The organism is Actinotignum sp. UMB0459, from assembly GCF_051905915.1.
Lineage (GTDB): Bacteria > Actinomycetota > Actinomycetes > Actinomycetales > Actinomycetaceae > Actinotignum > Actinotignum sanguinis.
This window is the reverse complement of sequence record NZ_JBQAIK010000016.1, coordinates 86,824-106,574: the sequence shown is the minus strand read 5'-3', so window position 1 is coordinate 106,574 and position 19,751 is coordinate 86,824. Positions and strand designations below refer to the sequence as shown.

Genomic DNA, 19,751 nt, shown 5'->3' with positions numbered 1-19,751 from the left:
GCTGGGTACCTCAGCCAGGTATCTCAGCTACGCGGCGCGGGTGTGCTGGGCGCGGCGGGCGCGGATGCGCAGGTGTGCTGGGCGCGGATGCGCAGGTGCAAGATGCGCGCGCAGCCCAGCCCCGTGGCCGAGGCAATCATGGCGTAGAGGAAGGCGCGGGTGTAATCGCCGTCGTACATAGCACCTATCTGAGCGCCGAGCCGCGGGGCGAAAATAGCGGCCACCGAAAACCCGGTGAAGGCGAGCGCGTAATTAATGCCTTGCCAGCGCGGCCCAAAGCGATCCATCACGCAGGCGGGCATGATCGCGATGGTGCCACCGTAGCTCAGGCCGAGCGCGAGCAGGCCGCCCGCCAGGAACATCCCGCTGGCCAGGTTGCCGGCACCGCTCGCGGCGCCGAACGTACCCGCTCCCCCGAATACGTCGTGTCCACCCACGATGAGGAGCAGCAAGCCGAAAGCGTCGCAGCAAAAAGTGACTTCGAGGGTGCGGGCATGGCCGAGGCGGTCGGCAAGCCAGCCGAAGCAGAAACGCCCCGCGGTTCCGGCGCAGGCGTAGAGGGAGACGAAAAGCGCGGCGTTGGCCGCGGAGAAGTGGAACATTTTTGCCGCGATGGGAGCCGCATTGGAGACAATCATGAGCCCCGAGAAGGCCCCGGCGATGAAGATGGCGAAAATGAGCCAGAAATCAGGGGTCGCGAGCATTTGGCCGGTGGTGAGGGACGCGCGAGTGGTGAGGGACGCGCGGGTGGTGAGCGAAGCGCGGGCGCGGCCCTCGGGCGCCGGACGTGATTCGGTGGCGGGCGTCGATTCGGTGGCGGGCGCCGGACGTACTTCGGTGGCGGGCGCGGCGGGCGCGGCTACACCCTCCACCGGGGCGGCGCGATAATTTAAGGCCACGACGAGCGCGATCACCGCGTAAAGGCTCGCAAAGACCAGTAAGGTGGTGCGCAAGTCGCTGGAATCGAGAAGTCGCTGGGCCAGGGGCGCCATAACGATGCCAGAGGCACCGTTCACACAGGAAATAATGCCGGAAATAAGCCCGCGCCGGCCCGGGAAGAAACGTAGGGTATTGGAGAGCGCGGAGGTGAGCACCAGGCCCATTCCAATGCCACCGATGAGTCCGTAGCCGAGCACGAAGTGGACCGGGGAACTCGCGCAGGCTGCGCTGGCCCAGCCGATGGCCGCGCAGAGCGCGCCGATTGTTGCCGTCCACACCGCGCGGCCCCGGTCAATAAAGTACCCGCCTAGCAGCATGGGCAATGGGGCGAGGGCATTCGTGAGAGTGTAGGCACCCATCGCCGCGCTCAGCCCGTATAGCTGAGCGGCCGGGAGTTGGAAAATTGAGAAAACGTATGAACACCCGGTGATAAAGGTGAGCAGGCAGGCACAGACGAGCACCCGCCAAGGATGAACCTGACGCATGATTTCTCCGTCGTTACACGAAACCGCCAGCCGCGGCACGGCCAGCGGGTAACGCGGAGGCGGCGAGCCGGCGCACCGGGCGCCGGGCGTCGGCACGAAGCCGCATACCGGGCACGGGCATATGACCCGCACGTCGGGCATAAGCACTCCACCCGCGTTACCTACGGTAGCGTAACTTAGGGGTGGGGTGCAGACCTTGCTATCTCATTATTCGACCATCGGTACCCGTGTGCGAGCTTGCGTTTGACAGCAAGCAACGGGTGAGAAGTATCCACAGAATCGCCAAACGTCGCCCTTGTCCACAGGGCGGTAAAAAGCTCTTTTTTGTGTCCCTATGCCATGCGAGAATGGCGGAGAAGGACGGGGAAAACCACCCGGAACTATGCAATTGAAGGAGCAAAGTCATGAGTTTTGTTAGGGGACGCAAGTTGTTTCCAGACCTTACTTTTACATCGCTTGAAGATGTTCTCAAGCGCAAAGAGGAAATTTTGCGTGAGGTCAGGATGACCCGCGAAGAATTCGACCAGCGCGCTGATAACTACCAGCTCGGACCCGACGAGTCTGACGCTTATTTCGAGATGGTAGGTCTGGATCGTTTCGAGGAGTATTACCGTGGTGAACGAACACTTGGATGAGCATGCCGATAAATTTGCGGCACATCTACAGCTGATTGGGAAGTTGATTGACCCTGAATTTTCACTATCCACGCAGAAGGTTACAAAAGGAGATCTTCCGCTAAAAAGACTGTCGGGGCGCATTTGCGTTGATCGTCTCCTTTTTATCCGTTTCGATTACGAGGTTTTCCTGGATTCCGAAACTGGATCTCTCACTGTTAATGAATCAACGTTCTCGGTCACCCGGGGAGCAAAAAACAGCGAGCCTTTGGCGCGTTGGGACTATATTCGCTCACCACGCTCGAATATTCCCTGCGCGCATATCCAGGTACATGCCCATCGTGACGAATGGACACATGCTTTGCTCCTGGGCGGTCACCATTCCCGTCGCTCTCGCCGGCGCATCAAGAACGAAGCCCGCACTCCCCGTATTGCCGATGTCCATTTCCCGGTGGGCGGGCACAGATTCCGGCCCTGCCTGGAAGAAATCATCCTTTTTGTTATTGACGAGTTCGGGGCCCAATGCACACCCGAAGCCCGCGCAACACTCGAGCAAGGCATGCGGGAGTGGGAGGAGATCCAGCTGAAAGCCGTTGTGCGCGATAACCGTGCCAATGTGCTCCAAGCCCTCGAAGCATAACCACCCGAGAAAAATTGGGGGCCGATAGCGGAAACCAGGCGGCACGTATGGGAATGGCACGTAGAAGACCTCATACGGCCAGAGGGGCCCGTGCACAAAGCTGTATGCACGGACCCCTCTCAGTAAAATAGGCCGCCCGCATAAGAAGCAGCTAGAGCAGCTCCGCCACTTCCGCGATGGAAGGATGCACGTAATCCGGGCGGTAGGGGAAGTTCACGATTTCCTCCTGGGCCGTCGAGCCGGAGAGCACCAGGTGGGTTTGCAGCCCGGCTTCCATGCCCGCGAGGATATCGGTATCCATCCGGTCCCCTACCAGCGCGGTTTCTTCGGAATGTGCGTCAATAAGATTGAGGCCCTTGCGCAGCATCACCGGATTCGGCTTGCCCACGTAATAGGGCTGGCGGCCGGTGGCGGCGGTAATCATGGCGGCCACCGCCCCGGTTGCCGGAATCGGCCCCAGATCGGAAGGACCCGTCACATCCGGGTTGGTGGCAATGAACCGGGCACCCTTATTAATGAGGCGGATCGCGGTGGTAAGCGCTTCAATGGAATAGGTTCGGGTTTCCCCAAGGACCACCACTTCCGGATTGACGTTCGTCATCACGAAACCGACGTTGTACATCGAAGTGGTGAGGCCGGCTTCTCCCACCACGTAGGCACGCTTATTTTCGACCTGATCCGCAAGGAAATTCGCGGTTGCTGCCGCCGAAGTCCAAATATGATCTTCCGGGACGATCAGTCCGGCAGCTTCCAAACGCGCGGAAAGATCACGCCGGGTAAAAATCGAATTATTGGTGAGAACGAGATAGGGGTACTCTTTTTCGTTGAGTTTATTGAGAAAATCCGCGGCACCCGGAAGCGCCTTTTCTTCGTGGATGAGCACACCATCCATATCGGTGAGCCAGTTCTTAATCACTCGTGTCATACCGCCATGATATCGAGTTTCGCAGGTCCCGAAACATGCCGAGGGCCCCGGGCCGGCCGCTCAAGCTCGCGCCTGGCGCAAATATCGATATACGGTGGGCTCGGAAAGATTCATCGCGAGCGCCAGGTCGGTTACCGCACCGCGCAGCTGGAAGAATCCATCCTCGTCGAGCGAACGCACCACTTCCAGGCGTTCGGCTTGGGTGAGGTGGTCCACCGATACGTGATAGCGCGAAAGCACCGACTCCATGGCAGCCGTTTTCATATCAGCAACGGAGGATGCCAAAATTTCCGGCTTTTCCTCCGTCGCCTCCTTGCGCCGTTCGGGATTGGGGAAATACAAGGCCGAAATTTTTTTGACAGTTTCGTCCAGTTGCCGCAGCACGGTTTGGTCAGAATTAAGGCAGAGCATCCCAATGATGCGGCCCCGTCGTCGTATAAAAAATGTGGACGAACGCAAGGTGCGCGCGCGACCCGGCGTAATCGCTTCGTAACCGGTGAGGTAATCGGCCGTGGTTCCTTCGCCGGCACGCAGCACCCGCAACATGAGATCGGTGGCCGGGGAGCCCACAGTACGCTGGGTGACATGCGAGTTGGCGATGGCGATAACCGAATGGTCGAGGTCGCTCACATCGTGGAGCACAACCTCGGTGCTCTCCCCCAGCGCCACCCCGAGGAATTCGACCAGCGGCTTGAAAGAGGCCACATATTCGCTATCTTCCCGGGATATCGCTTTGCCGGAGGTCACCTCGCGGGAGATTACCTCGCGGGAGATTACCTCGTCGGATATCGCTTCGTATTCCGCCGACTCCATGGCACCGGCTCCTTCCTCCGTACGGCCCCATTACTGTATCTTCTGACAAAATATCTTAAATGACGGGCATAGTGCGGGGGTGCGCACTACAGTGAGTGGCACCCCCGATTTTTTACCCCGCTTTACAGGGTTTCTTCGCCCTTGGCGATGTAGGAATCCATCTCCTTATCCGGAACCATATTGCCGCCGGTAATCCACGTGAGGTGCGTGGCACCCGCGAGCTTCTCCGGGGTGAGCCCCGCCCGCTCCAGGTATTCGCTCGCGGCGAGCACGTGGAAGGGGCCCTCGAAGGAGGTCGAGGAGGAAGGCTCGATGCGCAGGCCCTCGGTGTGGGCCAGGAGCGCCACGTTTTCGTACATGGTCTGGTCCTCAACGGTGTAGTAGCCGTCGATGAGGTACTGCATGCGCGAACCCACGAAAGCCGAGGGACGCCCGCAGGCCAGGCCGTCCGCGGCAGTGAGGTTATCAATACCGAAATCTTGCACCGCGATCTCGTCATGCTTGCCGGTCATAACGCCGAGGAACATCGAGGGCGAATGGGTCGGCTCAGCGAAGATGCAGTGGACGTTGTCGCCGAAAACGGTTTTGAGGCCGAAAGCAACGCCGCCCGGGCCACCACCCACCCCGCAGGGGAGGTAGGCGATGAGCGGATGCTCGGCATCCACCGTGACATCCAGGGACTGGAATTGGCCTTGCAGGCGGCGCGCGGCCACCGCGTAACCGAGGAAGAGCGAGGGGGAATTCTCATCGTCCACGAAGTAGGCGGTGGGATCCGATTCGGCTTCCTTGCGGCCCTGCGCCACCGCAACCGAGTAATCCGATTCGTATTCCACCACGTTCACGCCGTGGGAGCGGAGCTTATCCTTCTTCCACTGGCGAGCATCGGCGGACATATGCACCGAAGCCTGGAAACCTAGCTGGGCGGACATAATCCCGATGGATAACCCCAGGTTGCCGGTGGAACCCACCGCCACCTTGTATTGGGAGAAGAACTTTCGCGCTTCTTCGGTATCCAGCTTGCGGTAGTCATCCTCAAGGGTGATGAGGCCGGCTTCCAGCGCGAGTTCTTCGGCGTGCTTGAGTACTTCGTAAACCCCGCCGCGGGCCTTGATCGATCCGGAAATGGGCAGGTGGGAATCAAGTTTCGCCCACAGCTGGCCCGGGATCTCCACTCCCTTTCGTTCGGCGAGCTGAGCCTGCATGGTAGGAACCGCCACCAGCGGGGATTCCAGGATGCCAGCCGTGGGGCGGGCGGCAGGGAAAACCTGCTTGAGGTAGGGGGCCCAGCGCTTGAGGCGCGCTGCGGCGTCGTCCACATCAGCCACGGTGAGGCCGACCTTTGCCAGACCTTCCGCGGCCGGCAGCACCTCCGGATTGAACCAGTCCGCGACCTTGAGATCCACGAGGTCCTGAATAAGCAGGTAGTCCTCCACCCATTGCTCGAGAGTTTTTCCAGCGATAGTTGTCATGACTGAGTCCTTTCTCAGATTAGTTAGTAGATAAGTGCGAGGCGCCACTTCTACGCCATCTCAGCGCAAACCGCAGCCCTACTCCACGCGGCCTTTAGATGACGAGATGAAGCAGCATGGTCATGCACAGGGCCACCACCGAGGCAATAGTGGTACCCACGGTGAGGGTCTTGAGCGCATCCCCCACCGAGATGCCCATGTATTCCTTGTACAGCCAGAAGAGCGAATCGGTTACGTGGGTGAGACCGATGGCGCCGGCGCCCACGGCGATAGCCATAAGCGCGGGACTGAGATCCGGGGATGCTTGCAGCATCGGCAGCACAATACCGGCCGCGGAAATCATGGCGACGGTGGCGCTACCTACCGCGAAGTGCAGCACGATAGCGATGAGCCAGGCGAGGATAAGCGGGCTGACCGGCAAGCTTCCCATGGCGCCCGCGATGGCCTTGTCCATACCAGAGGCCATCAGCACCGCGTTGAAGGCACCGCCCGCACCGATAATGAGGAGCACCCCACCGATGGGCGCGAAAGAAGAATCGGTCACCGACGACAGATCCGAAAGCGACTTGCCCCGCGAAATCCCCAGCGAGAAGTACGCGAAAATCACCGAAATGAGGAGCGCCAAAATCGGGTTACCTACGAGGTCCACGAATTGGCGCACGCCGTTTTCCTCCGGAAGGGTCTGATCCGCAACGGTGCGGCACACCATAATAATGAGGGGCAGCAGAATCGTGAGGAGAGTAATCCCGAAACCGGGCAAGGTGCGCTCCGCTGCATCATCTTTGAGGATGGTTTCGCCCGCAGCAAGCGCGTCACTATGTGCCTCGCTCGGTTCGTGGCCCGGTTTTTCTGCGGCGACGACGCCGCTTACCTGGCCGGCGCGCGCAGCAACGTGAGCACGTTCAAGCTGACGCAGCCCAATTCCGGTGTAAAGCGGGCCGCCGATAAGAGCGGCCGGGATCCCCACAATAAGACCGAGCATAATAACCATGCCGATATCTGCGCCGAGGGTGCCCGCGATAGCGGTAGCGGCGGGGTGCGGGGGCAGGATGCAGTGGACCACCATGAGGGAGATAGCCAGCGGCACTCCTACCCGGATCTTCGAGCACCCCACTTCCTTGGCCACCACGAAAACGAGGGGAACCAGGAGCACGAAGCCCACTTCCACGAAGACCGGAATACCGGCAATCAAGCCGAGGAATGACATAACAATCGGGGCGCGTTTCTCACCGAAAACCCGAAGCATCCCCTTGGCGAGACGTTCGGCTCCGCCGGATACTTCCAGCATTTTCCCGAGAATTGCGCCGAAGCCAATAATAAGAACAAGGAATCCGAGGGTTCCGCCCACGCCTTGTTCGAGTACATCGCCCACTTCCGCGGGCTTCACGCCCGTGACCAGCGCGACAGTAATCGCCGCGATGGTCAGGGCGATCGAGCCGTGTAATTTCAAGCCGACGATGAGCACAACAACGAGCACAATCGCGGCGATGAGGACTGCGATCAGCCCTCCGGTTCCTAGGGTCATCATAACCTCCCGTTAGCGCCACATCAGTGTGGCCTATTCCCAGCCTACACACACGAAGATACTTTTGTCATCATGATAAGTTTATTATCACGCTGTGGCGCAGCTTGCACCAGCCCGAAGTTTTCCGCGGGCATGGCACACTTGAACCATGCCTGTGGATAACCGCCTCGCTTCGGATTCTTTTTCGTTCCCGCACGCGCTCGGAGTTGTCGACGCTGCCGGGCGCTGCACTTTTTCTTATGGGAATACGCGGGAAATATATCCCTACATGTCGGTAACGAAGCTGCTGGTGGCCTGGGCGACCCTTATTGCGGTGGAGCGCGGCCTGGCGGATTTTGACGATCCGGCGGGCCCTCCCGGCGCCACGGTTGTCCATCTTCTCGCGCATGCTTCCGGTTTGCCGGAGGAGGAAGGGCCGGTACGAGCGGGCGTAGAGGAGAAACGCATTTATTCGAATTACGGTTTTGAGGTGCTCGGTGATTATTTGGAGCATCAGACCGGGATGTCGATTCAGAATTGGGTGCGCCGTGTTGTTATTGAGCCGCTGCGCCTGAGTTCGGTTGCGGTGGAGGCGAGCCCTGCTTATTCGGCGGTGGGGAATCTGCGTGACTTGGCGCGTTTTTCCGGGGAGTTGCTGCGGCCGCGTCTTATTTCTCCGGAGTTAGCACGCTACGCCCGCGCCGTGCATTTTGATGGATTGCCCGGCTTGCTGCCCGGCTACGGGTGGCAGCGCAATAATACCTGGGGTTTGGGCATGGAGATCCGCGGGGAGAAACATCCCCACTGGACAGGCCCGTCGTTTTCGCCGCGCACCTTCGGCCATTTCGGTCAATCAGGTTCGTTCCTATGGGTAGATCCGGAGCTCGGCAAGGCCGGGGTATTTCTGGGCGCTCAAGCTTTCGGGCGCGAACACCGAAAGTTCTGGCCGGCACTAACCGAGGAGATGCGCGGCCTATAAAAATAGCGCCCACGGCAGGTGTTCCTACCACGGGCGCTATTTCTAAGGAACTCGCTCAGAGAGCTACGGTTTTATTCTTCACCTTCGCCGTTCGGGGAAACGAGAATCTTAACCGCGGTTTCGTTGCGGTTGATGAGGGTATCGAAGCCCTTGTCTACGAGGTCTTCCAGGTTGATCTTGCCGGTGATGAACGGGGAGACGTCGATCTTACCCGAGGCAACCAGTTCAATTGTTTGCGGGTGGGTGTTCACGTAGGCGATGACGCCGCGCACATCCAGTTCCTTCATGACCACGGAGTGCATATCAATATTCGGCTGGTGTCCCCAGATGGACATATTGACGAGCACGCCGCGCGGCCCGAGCGCCGCGATGAGCTGGTTGAGTACCACGTCCACCGAGGTGCATTCGAAGGCAACATTGGCACCGACACCACCGGTGAGCTTCTTGGTTTCCTCCACAATATCTACTTCGCGGGGATCCCAAGCGTAGTCGACCACGCCGGCATCGACGGCGCGCTGGCGGCGCAGCTCGGAGAGTTCCGACACCGCGACCGTAAGCCCCTTGGCCTTGAGGACCGCGCAGCACAGCACACCGATGGGACCGGCACCGCCCACCAGAGCGAAGTCGCCTTCCTTGACGTCGCCGCGATCCACGCCGTGCACGGCCACGGAAAGCGGCTCGATGAGCGCGGCTTGGTCGAGCGGGATGTTATTCGGGATTTTGTGAACCCAGCGCCGCTTGACGACAATGTTTTCGGCAAGCCCACCACCGCGGCCGCCCAGACCGATGAAGTTCATATCGGGGGACAGGTGGTAAGTGGTCGATTCCGGTCCGGTGTCCACGCTATCGCGGATAATATACGGTTCGACGACGACGTGGTCGCCAGCTGCAAGGTCCGTCACGCCTTCGCCTACTTCGGCGACGACGCCGGACATTTCGTGCCCGAGGGTGACCGGTACTTCCTCACCGGAAATCGGATGAGGATGGCCTTCCGCGGGACAGAAGATGGGGCCGTCGAGATATTCGTGAAGGTCGGTTCCACAGATACCGCACCAAGCAACCTTGACCCGCACAGTGCCGGGCTCTAGCGGCTGCTCTTCGATATCTTCGATGCGAATGTCGTGATTACCGTAGTAACGCGCTGCTTTCATATCTCCTCCATTGGGTAGACCGTGCGCGGTTGCGCGCCTTTTAGTTTACTCTACGACGACGCATTTTTGAGGTCCAGGCCACTTTTTACGCTTGACGCTGGATTGGAGACACGCCCTTGCTTTCAGGGCTGGAGGGCATGCAGACCAAATGCACCTACAACAAAGAAGACCAGCCCCAACCATTTGTTCAACGTGACGAAATCGTCCTCGTTATTCATAGTTTCGATGGCGCGAGGCCATCTCTTCGTAGCCCACTCCTAACTCATCATGTAACTGCTGCACCATGGAGTCAAACAAAACCCATAGAGCAGTTTCAAACAGAGTCCCCATCGGCTGGTGCGAATGCACCGACTTTCCTTGGGCAAGATACGTTGCAGCGGGCAAAAATACCGTTTGATCCGCAATTTTAGAAGCGTCCGTCACCTCGGCAGTTCCACTCAGGCAGATTGTTGTAGCCCCGGAACCCGCCGCCAATCGTAATACCTCTAATAAATGGGAGATTTGGCCAGACCCATTGACCATAACGACGAGATCTCCCGGCCCCAGGTTCGGAGCCGAGTCGTCCCATACCCAATTGCAATTCAGACCGAGATGCATAAGACGCATTCCAAAAGACCGAATTGCAAGCCCTTCCCGACCAACACCTGCAACAATTACCCTATTGGCGACTTTCAACGCAGCCAGAACCGAGGGGACCTGACTCCAATCAAACTCTTCAAAAACATGGCCGAGCTCAGCTAACGTGGTCTCAGCACTCCGTGCCGCTTTCATCAATGCCCCTAACTCTTACTCGTCATTTTCGAACTGGACTTTTTTGACTTACGAATACTTTTCCGCCTCGCTGATAGCGCGCGTTCAACACACACAACGAAAATCAGCGTGCCACCCCAGACCAAATTCTTCGCAAATGGACTGAAGTTCATAATTGTAAAACCGGATTGAAGAACCTGAAGGATCATCACACCAACAAGTAGATTCGAAATCTTTCCCCTGCCGCCAAAGGGATGGAAACCAGCAAGTACCACAACAAGCAACGCTTGCAAAAGATACGTTTCACCAAAGCCAACTCGCGCTGAATTCACTCGAGCAACCATGATAATCCCGGCGAAGGCGGCCATCAATCCAGATATCACATAGGCACCGACAACGGTGTTCCCCACCCTTTGACCACTAAAAAGCGCAGCGGTTGGGCTAGTCCCGTAATAGTAGATACGTTGCCCGCGCGAAGTTTTTGACAAATAGAAAGCGCAGATTAGATACCCTATACAGCCCAAGAGAAAAATAAACGGAACCCTGAGGAGTGTGAAAGTTCCCAGCTCACTAAAACTCGCTACTTTCACTCCAACCGACGCACCATTCGTGATGCCTGATGCGACACCCAAGAAAAGTAACTGACTTCCCAGAGTTGCCACAATGGGATTGACCCCAAACTGAGAGATAATCCTACCGTTGATAAATCCAAGAAGACTGCCGGCAGCAATCGCACACACAACCGCTATAACGATCAGACCGAGTGAGTTCCCTTCCACAGAGCCACTTAAAATGAATGCAACTATCACGGCACAGAGATTCATATTTGCCACAATTGACAAATCAATGCCACCAGTCAGCATCACTATCGCCATTCCCAACGCCAGAAACATGAACTCGGCGATTTGGAAACCCATGGATTGCAAAGTAAAACCGTTGAATAGCTGGTTACCTAGCAGTACGGCAAAAAGCGCCAAAATAAAGCCAGCGAAAGCGAATAAAACTTGGCTACCTAGATCTAAATTCCTAAACTTCTTCATTAGACTTACCCCTTAGCTGAAATCTAGGACACGCAGCTTAGAACGTTTCTCATTGAAATAGATAAAGCAAACAGCGATTAGCATAATTACGCCAATGAAGAGGTTGTTCCATGCCGATGGAATTCCCAAAAATACAAGAGTCCCACTCAGAAGTTGTATCAACATTACCCCTAAGAAAGTACCAAGAAGGGAACCAGCACCACCGGTAGCCCGCGTTCCGCCGATTACCACTGCAGCGATGACCAACAATTCCGTCCCCATGAGTGAAGTCGGGTCAACAAATCGAAGATTAGCAAACGACACAATCGACATTGAAGCGGCCAGCACTCCCATGAAAGGATAAAGGAATAACCGGATCGACAGCGGTGATATACCAGCCCTACGCACACACTCTTCCGAATTCCCCAGCGCATATACACTTAATCCAAGCGTCGTTTTGCTCAAAACTAGCCATCCAGCGACAAACGCTGCCAACGGAACTAAGACCACTCCAGGAATCCCAACCGACTGGCCATTCACTTCAGTCGACCAAATATTCCATGTACCAAAACCAATTAAAGATGTCGGTAATTCGCTCAACGTAACCGGTTTCGTTCCGATTATTGTAGTTGCCGCACCATAGAATACCGACGATGTACCCAATGTAATAATGAAAGTCGGCAACTTCGTCCAATGAACTAAAATAGCGTTCACCAGCTCCAAGAGCACTGCAACAACAAATGCCACAAGGAAAATAAACAAAAGTGAATCAAGCGAAAGAGCAACACTGAGCCGAACGGCACAGTAACCTGACGTGATAGCTACGGCAGGGAATGAGACATCAATTCCCCCAGCTAACATAATCAGCGTCACACCGACCGCAACAGTAGCCATGGGCGAGCCATTTCGTAAAATATCACCCACTGTTGATAGCGAGAAGAACGTAGGGTTGATCATTGAAACTACGAACGAATACCCGACGATTATGACAATCAGGGCTACTTCCATCCGTCGTTGTTTCAAAACATTGGTTAAATTGGTCATCAGTTCTCCTCATCGGTATTTAGATGAGCGTCCCTATAAATTGAGGAAAAACCGGGCTTTAAGGAATCATCAAACAACTCAGCCGTAATCCGCCCTTCTTGCATAACATATATTCTGTTACACACAGCCAAGAGCTCCTCTTCTTCATCCGAGATAACAAGAATGCCAACACCTTGTGTGGAAAGTTCCCTGATCAATTCGTAGATTTGGCTCTTGGCTCCAACATCTACTCCTACAGTAGGAGAATCGAGGATCAGCACTTTCGGATTCGAAACAGCTGTTTTTCCAAGGACAATTTTCTGTTGATTACCGCCACTCAAAGCCGAAACTGGTAGATCGGCATTTCGTGTATTCACCTTGAAGCTCTCAAGCATCCGTCCTGTCACTTCGTTAATTCTTCGACCGTCCAGAACGTCAGCTTTTGTCGTCATCACCGGAAGGACATTCGCCACCATGTTCTTCGATAACGACATTGGATTAAAGAGACCTTGCACCTGTCTATCTTCAGGCACCAGCGCTATTCCTTTTGCAATCGCATCTGAGGGATTCTTCAGGGCTACTTGTTCACCATCAAGAAAAACCTTCCCAGCAGAGATCGGGTTTAGACCAAATGCAGCCAATGCAAGTTCGGTTCGTCCCGAACCTAACAAGCCGCCAAGCCCTACAACTTCTCCCTTGTGAACACTGAGGGTTGCTCCATTCACCCGGAAAGCCTGAACATCCTCGAACGACAACACCTCCGAGCCTGGTTCGCTGTGACCCGGGTGTCCGAACTCCACGTCGCGCCCTGTCATAAGTGCAGAAAGCGACTTGGGCGTCATATCTTTTGCTGGATACGTACCGACCTTCTTCCCACTCCGGAATACAGTAATGCGATCTGAAACCTGCATAACTTCATCAAGTTTGTGCGAAATGAAGATAGTCGCAACACCTTGAGCCTTTAGATGAAGAATGGTATCAAGCAAATGGCTGACTTCAACCGAAGTTAGCGCAGTTGTCGGTTCATCCATGAATATAATTGTTGCTTTGAGCGCCAACGCTCTGGCGATCGCTACCTGTTGTCGCTTCGCCATGGAGAGTTTTTCGACTGGCGTTCGGAGATCTATATCAGCACCAATTTGAGCAAGCGAGTCACTGGCAATTTTTTCAAGTCGCTCGGCTCTGATCATTTTTACCTTATGGTGCGCAAGTGAAGGTAGGGCAATGTTGTCCGAAACACTCATTGTCGGAAATAGGGACAAATCCTGGTAGATTACACCAACTCCTGCGCCCGTTGCCTGCCGGGCAGAAAGATTCGGCATTGCCTCACCCATGATGCTAATTTCGCCGCTATCAGAGGCCAAAGCGCCAGACATTATTTTTACCATGGTTGACTTGCCACTGCCATTCTCCCCGGCAAAGCAATGCACCTCGCCGGGAAGAATGTCCAGTGACACATCGTCAAGCGCGGTTACCCCACCAAAACTCTTGGTTATATGATTGGCACTCAACGCTACATCCACAATAACTCCAATCAGAACGGGTATTTCCCGTCGGAGAAGTCACCCTTTTTAAGGATAAGTGGAGCTTCTCCGTACACCATCTGTCCATCAACTGAAACAGATTCATAACCAGGACTTTTCAGCGTGGAACCAGTCTTAATCTCTTGCCCTTCAAGTTTTTGCAAAGCCAACTCGCAGGCAGCATATCCAGCATCAGCAGGACGCCACGTTTGCGCATAATAGACCCAACCACTCTCGATATAGGGCATCGTTACCGAGGGAATCCCCAGAGTCGAAACGGCAACATTCTTATTATTTCGCTCTTGCAGCACCGCAGCCATATTCGCTCCCGCAGATACCGAAGTACCGATGAAACCCTTCAAATCGGGATAAGTATTCAGAATTTCAGTAGCGACAGCCCGAGCTTTCGCATCGTCGTTGTTATCCTCATACGGTTGTGCTGAAACCAATTCTATTTCTGGATAATTCTTTTCCAGATATTTCACGGCTGCGTTATACCACGCCATGTGTGTTTCCATTGTGTGGGAGCCGACAACAGCAGCAAGCTGACCTTTCCCTCCCATACCTTGTGCTACATTTTCAGCAAAAGCCTCACCGAAGGTCTTATTGTCGAACGCCTCAATGTCATAATCGACATTCTCGGCAATATTTGATGCTTCATGAGAAATTACGACAATGCCCTTCTCGCGGGCTTGTTTGATCACAGGCTGAAGTGCTTGCGGATCATTAGGAACTACCACAATCGCATCAACATCTTGGCTAAGGAGGTCTGAGATCATCTGTGCCTGTTTTGCCGGATCGCCACTATCAGGGGCGATCTGACGAGCAGATACCTTGCCCTCATGATCTTTACCGAACTTCTCTACACCACTCCGCATGTCGTCAAACCAAGGAATGCCCTCTTGCTTGGCGACTAAAACGATGTTTTTCACATCATCGTTCCCGGAGTTTTTTCCACCGCCAACAATACCGCCACCACACGCTGTCAGCGACAACGAAACGAGGGTAGCGCAGGCTGCAGCCCAAAACTTTTCCCCATGATTATCTCCTTTGATTTTTGTGGCATAACCTGCCAACTAGTTAGTTACTGACTCTCTATATAATTTCCGCACGCATCCATATACCGCTGGACGATAAAAGGTTCATGCCTGGAATCAAATTCCGAAGACATTCGAGGCGTCCACTCAGGTGGTGTTTCCCCGCCATGCAAAACCCACGCAGCCTGACGCGCCGCTCCGTCAGCTACATATTCACCAAACTCAGGAACTGTAACCGGCATACCTAGTACCGAAGGCGCTATACGTTTCACGGCGTTGATACGTGCCCCACCACCGATAAGGTTTATACGATCTACAGGGACTCCGAGTTGTCTCATAGCTTCAATGCCCACATTTACGCTGCATAGAACCCCTTCGATAGACGCTCTCGCGATGTTCTGCGGCGTCAAGTTCTTTCCGGTTATTCCTAGCATCGAGCCTGTGGCGCAAGGAAGATTCGGAGTTCGTTCACCATCGAAATAAGGTACAAGCACCAGCCCCTCGGCACCCGGAGGCGCTGATAGTGCCAGCCTGCTAAGTCCCTCGTGATCAACTCCAAGCATGAGACCTACAGCATCGAGAACTCTGGATGCATTAAGGGTGCAGGCGAGCGGAAGATAGTCTCCTCTAGCATCAGCAAATCCCGTAACCATACCGGACGGATCCTGCGTCGGAGAGGTCGACACTAATGAAACCACCCCAGAGGTCCCGAGCGACAAACTAAGCTCCCCCGGCCGAAGGTTAAGCCCCAATGCCGCACCGGCGTTATCTCCCGCACCAGGACCAATGAGAAGCCCATCTCCGATCGGCGCATTGCTCGCGGCTTCGTTAGGACGGAGGACCTTAGGGAGGGTAACTCTGTCAAGCGATGATCCACCAGCCATTTTGAGTAAATCTCGCTGGTACTGATTTGATACCGGATCAAAATAACCCGTTCCAGAAGCCTCGGACCGATCTGTTTTAAGATCTTCAATATTGGTAGAGCCACTAACTTTCCAGCTCAACCAATCGTGTGGTAATGCGATTGCTGCTACCTCTCCGAGATGCTGCGGTTCAGCCTTAGCTAACCAGCGGAGTTTACTGATAGTGAGCGAAGCTACCGGAACCGAACCGATGCGCCCAGCCCACCTTTCCGCGCCCATTTCGCGGTTACCCTCACCCATTTCGACAATCAGGTCTTGGGCGTCCTCAGCGGATCTAACATCATTCCATAGAAGCGCTTTGCGAACTACGGAGCCGTCCGAGTCAATACATACCAATCCATGCTGCTGACCCGCAATCGAAAGTGCGGAAATATCCTCCAACCCACCAGCTTGCTTCGCAGCCTCGTGAAAAGCTTCAAACCAAACCATCGGATCAATCTCCGTACCAGACTTATGACGCGCAATTCCAGATCTAACTAACGCGCCCGTATCAGCATCTCTGATCATGATTTTGCATGACTGTGTAGACGAATCAACCCCTGCTACTAGTCGCCTCATCGCGATCACTCACCCCCTTTGGTGTTTTAAACAACATATTCCCGTTTGCGCTTCCTGTCAAGCTTGCAATAGCCATGCATGTCAATTAGATTCGTGCTAGATCTTTCGGAGGCTTATGGCTGATAACAGTACTGACTCGCCGCGAACCAAACCGGCCAGCAACACCACGCACAGAAAAAGTGGTGTTAGCCCGGAATCCATGCGGAACTTCAACCTCCGATTATTGGCGGACGCCATTGTACTCGCACCCGAGCCGCCATCACGCGCCGAACTCGCACGTACAACCCACCTGAATAAATCCACCGTCGCCAGACTTGTCGACTATCTAATTAAGGTCGGGTTAGTGGTAGAAGACAACCAAGTCTCGGTTGGAACGGGAAGACCTGTCACACCTTTAAGACCCGCGCCTCACACACATGTCGCTATTGGCGCAGAAATAGGAGTCGAAGGCATCGAAGCATGCGTTCTCGACCTCACCGGAGACGTCATTGCAGAAGAATATATAGGGCCAGTTTTCGATCTCTCGAGCCCAAATAGAGTGATTTCGGAACTAGCAGCCACCCTGGAATCGTTGACCAACAAGATCAATGCGTCTAAGTTAGCACTTATTGGAATAGCATGCGGAGTACCCGGAATCATTACGAAAGGTACTGGAATTGCCAATGTAGTGCCAAACTTAGGCTGGAGCAACGTCGATATCCGAACGAGCCTAACCAACCAATCGCCAGTTTTACCAGTAACTACTTTTGACAATTCCGTCTCGTACGCCGCTATCGCCGAAAACGTGTGCCGCACGAAGCTAAACGACGAGACAAAAAACTACGTCTACGTTGCAGGAACCTCTGGCCTTGGTGCCGCACTTATCGAGAAGGCATCATTGCACCGTGGCGTGAATGGCTGGAGCGGCGAAATCGGACACACACCTGCTGAAATAGATGGGCCACAGTGTCCTTGCGGCCTACAAGGATGCTTAGAGCTTTTCGCTGGACCGAGTACGATACTGCGCGCAGCGGGCTTACCTACCGACGCGACTATCGGCCATCTTCTGTCCTCCTTGTCAAAAGGTGAAAGGATTTCAACAAGGGCCATTGGAAACGCTAGCACCTACCTGAGCAGGGCCCTTGCTACGTACATCAGCATCGTCGACGTACAAGACGTGATACTCGGTGGGTTCTACGCCCAGCTCTATGACCACTTTTCTCAACGTGTAGAAAAGCAACTAAACTCATCGGTCCTCACGAGCCAATGGAAGCCGATACGGGTAAACAAGGCCCTTGTCGAAACACATGCGACATCAATTGGTGCTGCCTGGCAATGCTTATCTTCATTTATCCAACAACCTGAGAACTGGCAGGCACCTTCTACCGAATCGCTCAAATACGTCTCAATCCGCAACACGAACGAAATTTTCGTGGACATTGAATAGGTTTATTATTATATGCGTCTTGCCTCGCTAGTTAAACGCGTGTGGGGTGTTACCCCAACCGAGTAACACCCCACACACAACAAGAAACATGGCGGCAGCAACCTACTCTCCCACACCCCACCGAGTGCAGTACCATCAGCGCAAACAACCTTAGCTACGGGGGAGTCCATATATTAGTAATCTTTTTTTATGGGGGGGTTGTGGGGCGGCGGGGGGCGGTTTTTTTTATTAAAGTCCGGGGGGGGGGGGGGGGGGGGGGGGGGGCCCCCCCCCCCCCCCGGCATATCTGGCCCTTGGGAGATGAGGCCATCCGCGGCCACTCGGGGCCCCGATAATCAGGGCTTAGAATTCACCGTCGATGGGCGAATTAGCCACCACCTTGATATTGACAAATTCGTGAATACCCAGATCGATGAGCTCATGGCCGTAGCCGGAGTTCTTCACGCCGCCGAAGGGAATATCCGCCGCGACCGCGGTGGGGTGGTTGAGATAAACCATCCCGGTATCCAGCCGCGCCGCTACCCGCTTGCCACGTTCCAGATCTTCGGTGAAGACCGAACCGCCCAGGCCATAAGGGGAATCATTGGCGAGGGTGATCGCCTCTTCTTCATCCTTGACCCGGTAAATCTGGGAAACCGGCCCGAAGAATTCCGTATAGCGGCACTTCGCGCCCTCGGGGATTTCCGTGAGGATCGTGGGCTGGAAGAAATTACCGTGCTCGGGCAGTTCGATTCCGACTTCTTCGGCCTTCGCACCTTCCGCGATGGCATCTTCCAGTTGCTTGGCAAGATCACGCTTCGCTGCCGCGGAGGACAGCGGTGCCAGGGTTGTTTCCCGATCCATCGGGTCTCCGGCCTTGAGCTGCTTGACGCCTTCCCGGTATTTCTCCATGAATTCGTCATACACAGCATCCACAACGATCATGCGCTTGGAGGAGCAGCACACCTGCCCGGCATTCCAGTGCCGGCCGGTCACCGCCCAAGCAACCGTTTTATCAATATCGGCATCCTCGAGCACGATGAAAGCGTCAGCCCCGCCCAATTCCAACGTGGACTTCTTAATGTACTTGCCGGCGAGCTGCGCGATGGCAGCACCGGCCACTTCCGAGCCGGTGAGGGCCACCCCGCGCACCCGCGGATCGGCCAGTACAATCTCCGACTGGTCATGGGAGAGGTAGAGATTCTGGAAGCAGCCTTCGGGCAGGCCCGCTTCGCGGAAGATCTCCACGAAGGTAGCGGCCGATTCCGGAACGATCGATGCGTGCTTGAGAATAAGGGTATTGCCGGCGAAAAGCTGCGGGGCAGCCACGCGGACAATCTGGTAGTAGGGGAAGTTCCACGGTTCCACCATGAAGAGCACCCCGAGCGGCTGGAAGAGCAGCTGCACAGAGTCCTTCCCGTATTTATCTGAGGGGAGCGTGCGGGTGGCAAGATACTTTTCGCCATTGCGCACATAGTCTTCAAACATCGCGATGCAAATATCGACTTCCGCTTCCGCTTCCCCGATCACCTTGCCCATTTCCTTGGTGATAATCGAGGCGTATTCGGTGCGGCGTTCGCGCAGCAGGTCGGCAGCCTTCTGAAGCACCTGCGCGCGCTGTTCATACGATGTTTCCCGCCATGCCACAAAAGCTTCGTGGGCAACGTCAACTGCCTTCTTAACTTCCTCATCCGTGGCAGTGGGATATTCCTTGAGTATTTCACCGGTGTACGGACTGACTGTCTTGTACGCCATTGTTCGACCTCCGCGTATCGGTGCGAGCAGAGCCGCGGCCCGCCCGCGTCATGGATAAATTGATGGGCTTCCCGGGGTATCCCGCACACCTCCGTGCCAGTAGCGCATATACCGGGACGTAGGGCCGGGTAGGGAAGCAACAGCGCTTCGCTACCCGCGGGAAGAGAACACGTATATTGTTATGATCGGAACGCGAAAACTCCCGCATTCCTACCTATTACTCTACCCATTTTCGAGTG

The 19,751-nt window shown here is 55.2% G+C and carries 17 protein-coding genes; 4 read left to right on the top strand and 13 right to left on the bottom strand.

Annotation, left to right across the window (positions count from 1 at the left end):
• Positions 1-23: 23 nt before the first annotated feature.
• Positions 24-1,424, bottom strand: coding sequence for an MFS transporter (locus tag ACTFPK_RS05875; protein ID WP_274734484.1), 1,401 nt, complete (start codon positions 1,422-1,424; stop codon positions 24-26).
• A 404-nt stretch (positions 1,425-1,828) separates the two neighbouring features.
• On the opposite strand from ACTFPK_RS05875, the gene ACTFPK_RS05870 reads away from it, so the two are divergent.
• Together ACTFPK_RS05870 and ACTFPK_RS05865 are read left to right on the top strand one after the other, a co-directional pair.
• A complete protein-coding gene (locus tag ACTFPK_RS05870) occupies positions 1,829-2,059 on the top strand; it encodes a hypothetical protein (RefSeq protein ID WP_274734485.1) in 231 nt (76 codons plus the stop codon).
• Positions 2,037-2,678 (top strand): hypothetical protein, encoded by a 642-nt coding sequence (locus ACTFPK_RS05865; RefSeq protein ID WP_274734487.1) that lies wholly within the window; start codon positions 2,037-2,039, stop codon positions 2,676-2,678. The genes ACTFPK_RS05870 and ACTFPK_RS05865 overlap by 23 nt, the downstream gene beginning before the upstream one ends.
• Before the next feature lie 151 nt (positions 2,679-2,829).
• On the opposite strand, the gene ACTFPK_RS05860 is transcribed toward ACTFPK_RS05865, so the two are convergent.
• The 4 genes from ACTFPK_RS05860 to ACTFPK_RS05845 all read right to left on the bottom strand — a co-directional run bounded on the left by ACTFPK_RS05860 (position 2,830) and on the right by ACTFPK_RS05845 (position 7,410).
• Positions 2,830-3,603: an HAD-IIA family hydrolase gene (locus ACTFPK_RS05860; protein WP_026429073.1), complete on the bottom strand. Its 774-nt coding sequence runs from the start codon at positions 3,601-3,603 to the stop codon at positions 2,830-2,832.
• A gap of 60 nt (positions 3,604-3,663) precedes the next feature.
• Positions 3,664-4,416: a helix-turn-helix transcriptional regulator gene (locus ACTFPK_RS05855; protein ID WP_274734489.1), complete on the bottom strand. Its 753-nt coding sequence runs from the start codon at positions 4,414-4,416 to the stop codon at positions 3,664-3,666.
• Between the two features lie 122 nt (positions 4,417-4,538).
• On the bottom strand, positions 4,539-5,885 hold the full coding sequence (locus tag ACTFPK_RS05850) for a D-serine ammonia-lyase (RefSeq protein WP_439911312.1): 1,347 nt from the start codon (positions 5,883-5,885) through the stop codon (positions 4,539-4,541).
• Positions 5,886-5,979: 94 nt separating this feature from the next.
• Entirely contained in the window at positions 5,980-7,410 is a 1,431-nt protein-coding gene (locus tag ACTFPK_RS05845) for a GntT/GntP/DsdX family permease (protein ID WP_274734492.1), read from the bottom strand.
• Between the two features lie 148 nt (positions 7,411-7,558).
• On the opposite strand from ACTFPK_RS05845, the gene ACTFPK_RS05840 reads away from it, so the two are divergent.
• Positions 7,559-8,368 carry a serine hydrolase domain-containing protein gene (locus tag ACTFPK_RS05840; protein ID WP_279058673.1) on the top strand — a complete coding sequence of 270 codons (810 nt, stop codon included), beginning with the start codon at positions 7,559-7,561 and terminating at the stop codon, positions 8,366-8,368.
• Between the two features lie 71 nt (positions 8,369-8,439).
• Here the strand turns inward: ACTFPK_RS05840 and ACTFPK_RS05835 are convergent, their stop codons facing one another.
• From ACTFPK_RS05835 to ACTFPK_RS05805, 7 genes are all read right to left on the bottom strand, one after another.
• A complete protein-coding gene (locus tag ACTFPK_RS05835; RefSeq protein WP_439911310.1) occupies positions 8,440-9,519 on the bottom strand; it encodes a 2,3-butanediol dehydrogenase in 1,080 nt (359 codons plus the stop codon).
• Between the two features lie 210 nt (positions 9,520-9,729).
• Positions 9,730-10,290 (bottom strand): SIS domain-containing protein, encoded by a 561-nt coding sequence (locus ACTFPK_RS05830; protein WP_439911308.1) that lies wholly within the window; start codon positions 10,288-10,290, stop codon positions 9,730-9,732.
• Positions 10,291-10,298: 8 nt separating this feature from the next.
• Positions 10,299-11,309 carry an ABC transporter permease gene (locus ACTFPK_RS05825; protein ID WP_439911306.1) on the bottom strand — a complete coding sequence of 337 codons (1,011 nt, stop codon included), beginning with the start codon at positions 11,307-11,309 and terminating at the stop codon, positions 10,299-10,301.
• Between the two features lie 12 nt (positions 11,310-11,321).
• Complete coding sequence (locus ACTFPK_RS05820) at positions 11,322-12,332, bottom strand: ABC transporter permease (protein WP_439911305.1); 1,011 nt, start codon at positions 12,330-12,332, stop codon at positions 11,322-11,324.
• Entirely contained in the window at positions 12,332-13,834 is a 1,503-nt protein-coding gene (locus ACTFPK_RS05815; protein WP_439911304.1) for a sugar ABC transporter ATP-binding protein, read from the bottom strand. Before ACTFPK_RS05815 ends, ACTFPK_RS05820 begins: the two co-directional genes overlap by 1 nt.
• Before the next feature lie 11 nt (positions 13,835-13,845).
• On the bottom strand, positions 13,846-14,910 hold the full coding sequence (locus ACTFPK_RS05810; protein WP_439911303.1) for an autoinducer 2 ABC transporter substrate-binding protein: 1,065 nt from the start codon (positions 14,908-14,910) through the stop codon (positions 13,846-13,848).
• Positions 14,911-14,918: 8 nt separating this feature from the next.
• Positions 14,919-16,352 (bottom strand): xylulokinase, encoded by a 1,434-nt coding sequence (locus ACTFPK_RS05805; protein WP_439911319.1) that lies wholly within the window; start codon positions 16,350-16,352, stop codon positions 14,919-14,921.
• A 115-nt stretch (positions 16,353-16,467) separates the two neighbouring features.
• Here ACTFPK_RS05805 and ACTFPK_RS05800 point away from each other — a divergent pair, with 115 nt between their 5' ends.
• Positions 16,468-17,778, top strand: coding sequence for an ROK family protein (locus tag ACTFPK_RS05800; protein ID WP_439911302.1), 1,311 nt, complete (start codon positions 16,468-16,470; stop codon positions 17,776-17,778).
• Positions 17,779-18,120: 342 nt separating this feature from the next.
• Here the strand turns inward: ACTFPK_RS05800 and ACTFPK_RS05795 are convergent, their stop codons facing one another.
• Positions 18,121-19,512: an NAD-dependent succinate-semialdehyde dehydrogenase gene (locus ACTFPK_RS05795; RefSeq protein WP_439911301.1), complete on the bottom strand. Its 1,392-nt coding sequence runs from the start codon at positions 19,510-19,512 to the stop codon at positions 18,121-18,123.
• Positions 19,513-19,751: the final 239 nt, after the last annotated feature.

Coding starts and splice junctions, on each gene's coding strand:
- ACTFPK_RS05850 (WP_439911312.1), bottom strand. CDS start 5,885: ATGACAACTATCGCTGGAAAAACTCTCGAGCAATGGGTGGAGGACTAC.
- ACTFPK_RS05860 (WP_026429073.1), bottom strand. CDS start 3,603: ATGACACGAGTGATTAAGAACTGGCTCACCGATATGGATGGTGTGCTC.
- ACTFPK_RS05875 (WP_274734484.1), bottom strand. CDS start 1,424: ATGCGTCAGGTTCATCCTTGGCGGGTGCTCGTCTGTGCCTGCCTGCTC.
- ACTFPK_RS05840 (WP_279058673.1), top strand. CDS start 7,559: ATGCCTGTGGATAACCGCCTCGCTTCGGATTCTTTTTCGTTCCCGCAC.
- ACTFPK_RS05830 (WP_439911308.1), bottom strand. CDS start 10,290: ATGAAAGCGGCACGGAGTGCTGAGACCACGTTAGCTGAGCTCGGCCAT.
- ACTFPK_RS05835 (WP_439911310.1), bottom strand. CDS start 9,519: ATGAAAGCAGCGCGTTACTACGGTAATCACGACATTCGCATCGAAGAT.
- ACTFPK_RS05795 (WP_439911301.1), bottom strand. CDS start 19,512: ATGGCGTACAAGACAGTCAGTCCGTACACCGGTGAAATACTCAAGGAA.
- ACTFPK_RS05855 (WP_274734489.1), bottom strand. CDS start 4,416: ATGGAGTCGGCGGAATACGAAGCGATATCCGACGAGGTAATCTCCCGC.
- ACTFPK_RS05805 (WP_439911319.1), bottom strand. CDS start 16,352: ATGAGGCGACTAGTAGCAGGGGTTGATTCGTCTACACAGTCATGCAAA.
- ACTFPK_RS05870 (WP_274734485.1), top strand. CDS start 1,829: ATGAGTTTTGTTAGGGGACGCAAGTTGTTTCCAGACCTTACTTTTACA.
- ACTFPK_RS05820 (WP_439911305.1), bottom strand. CDS start 12,332: ATGACCAATTTAACCAATGTTTTGAAACAACGACGGATGGAAGTAGCC.
- ACTFPK_RS05845 (WP_274734492.1), bottom strand. CDS start 7,410: ATGACCCTAGGAACCGGAGGGCTGATCGCAGTCCTCATCGCCGCGATT.
- ACTFPK_RS05825 (WP_439911306.1), bottom strand. CDS start 11,309: ATGAAGAAGTTTAGGAATTTAGATCTAGGTAGCCAAGTTTTATTCGCT.
- ACTFPK_RS05800 (WP_439911302.1), top strand. CDS start 16,468: ATGGCTGATAACAGTACTGACTCGCCGCGAACCAAACCGGCCAGCAAC.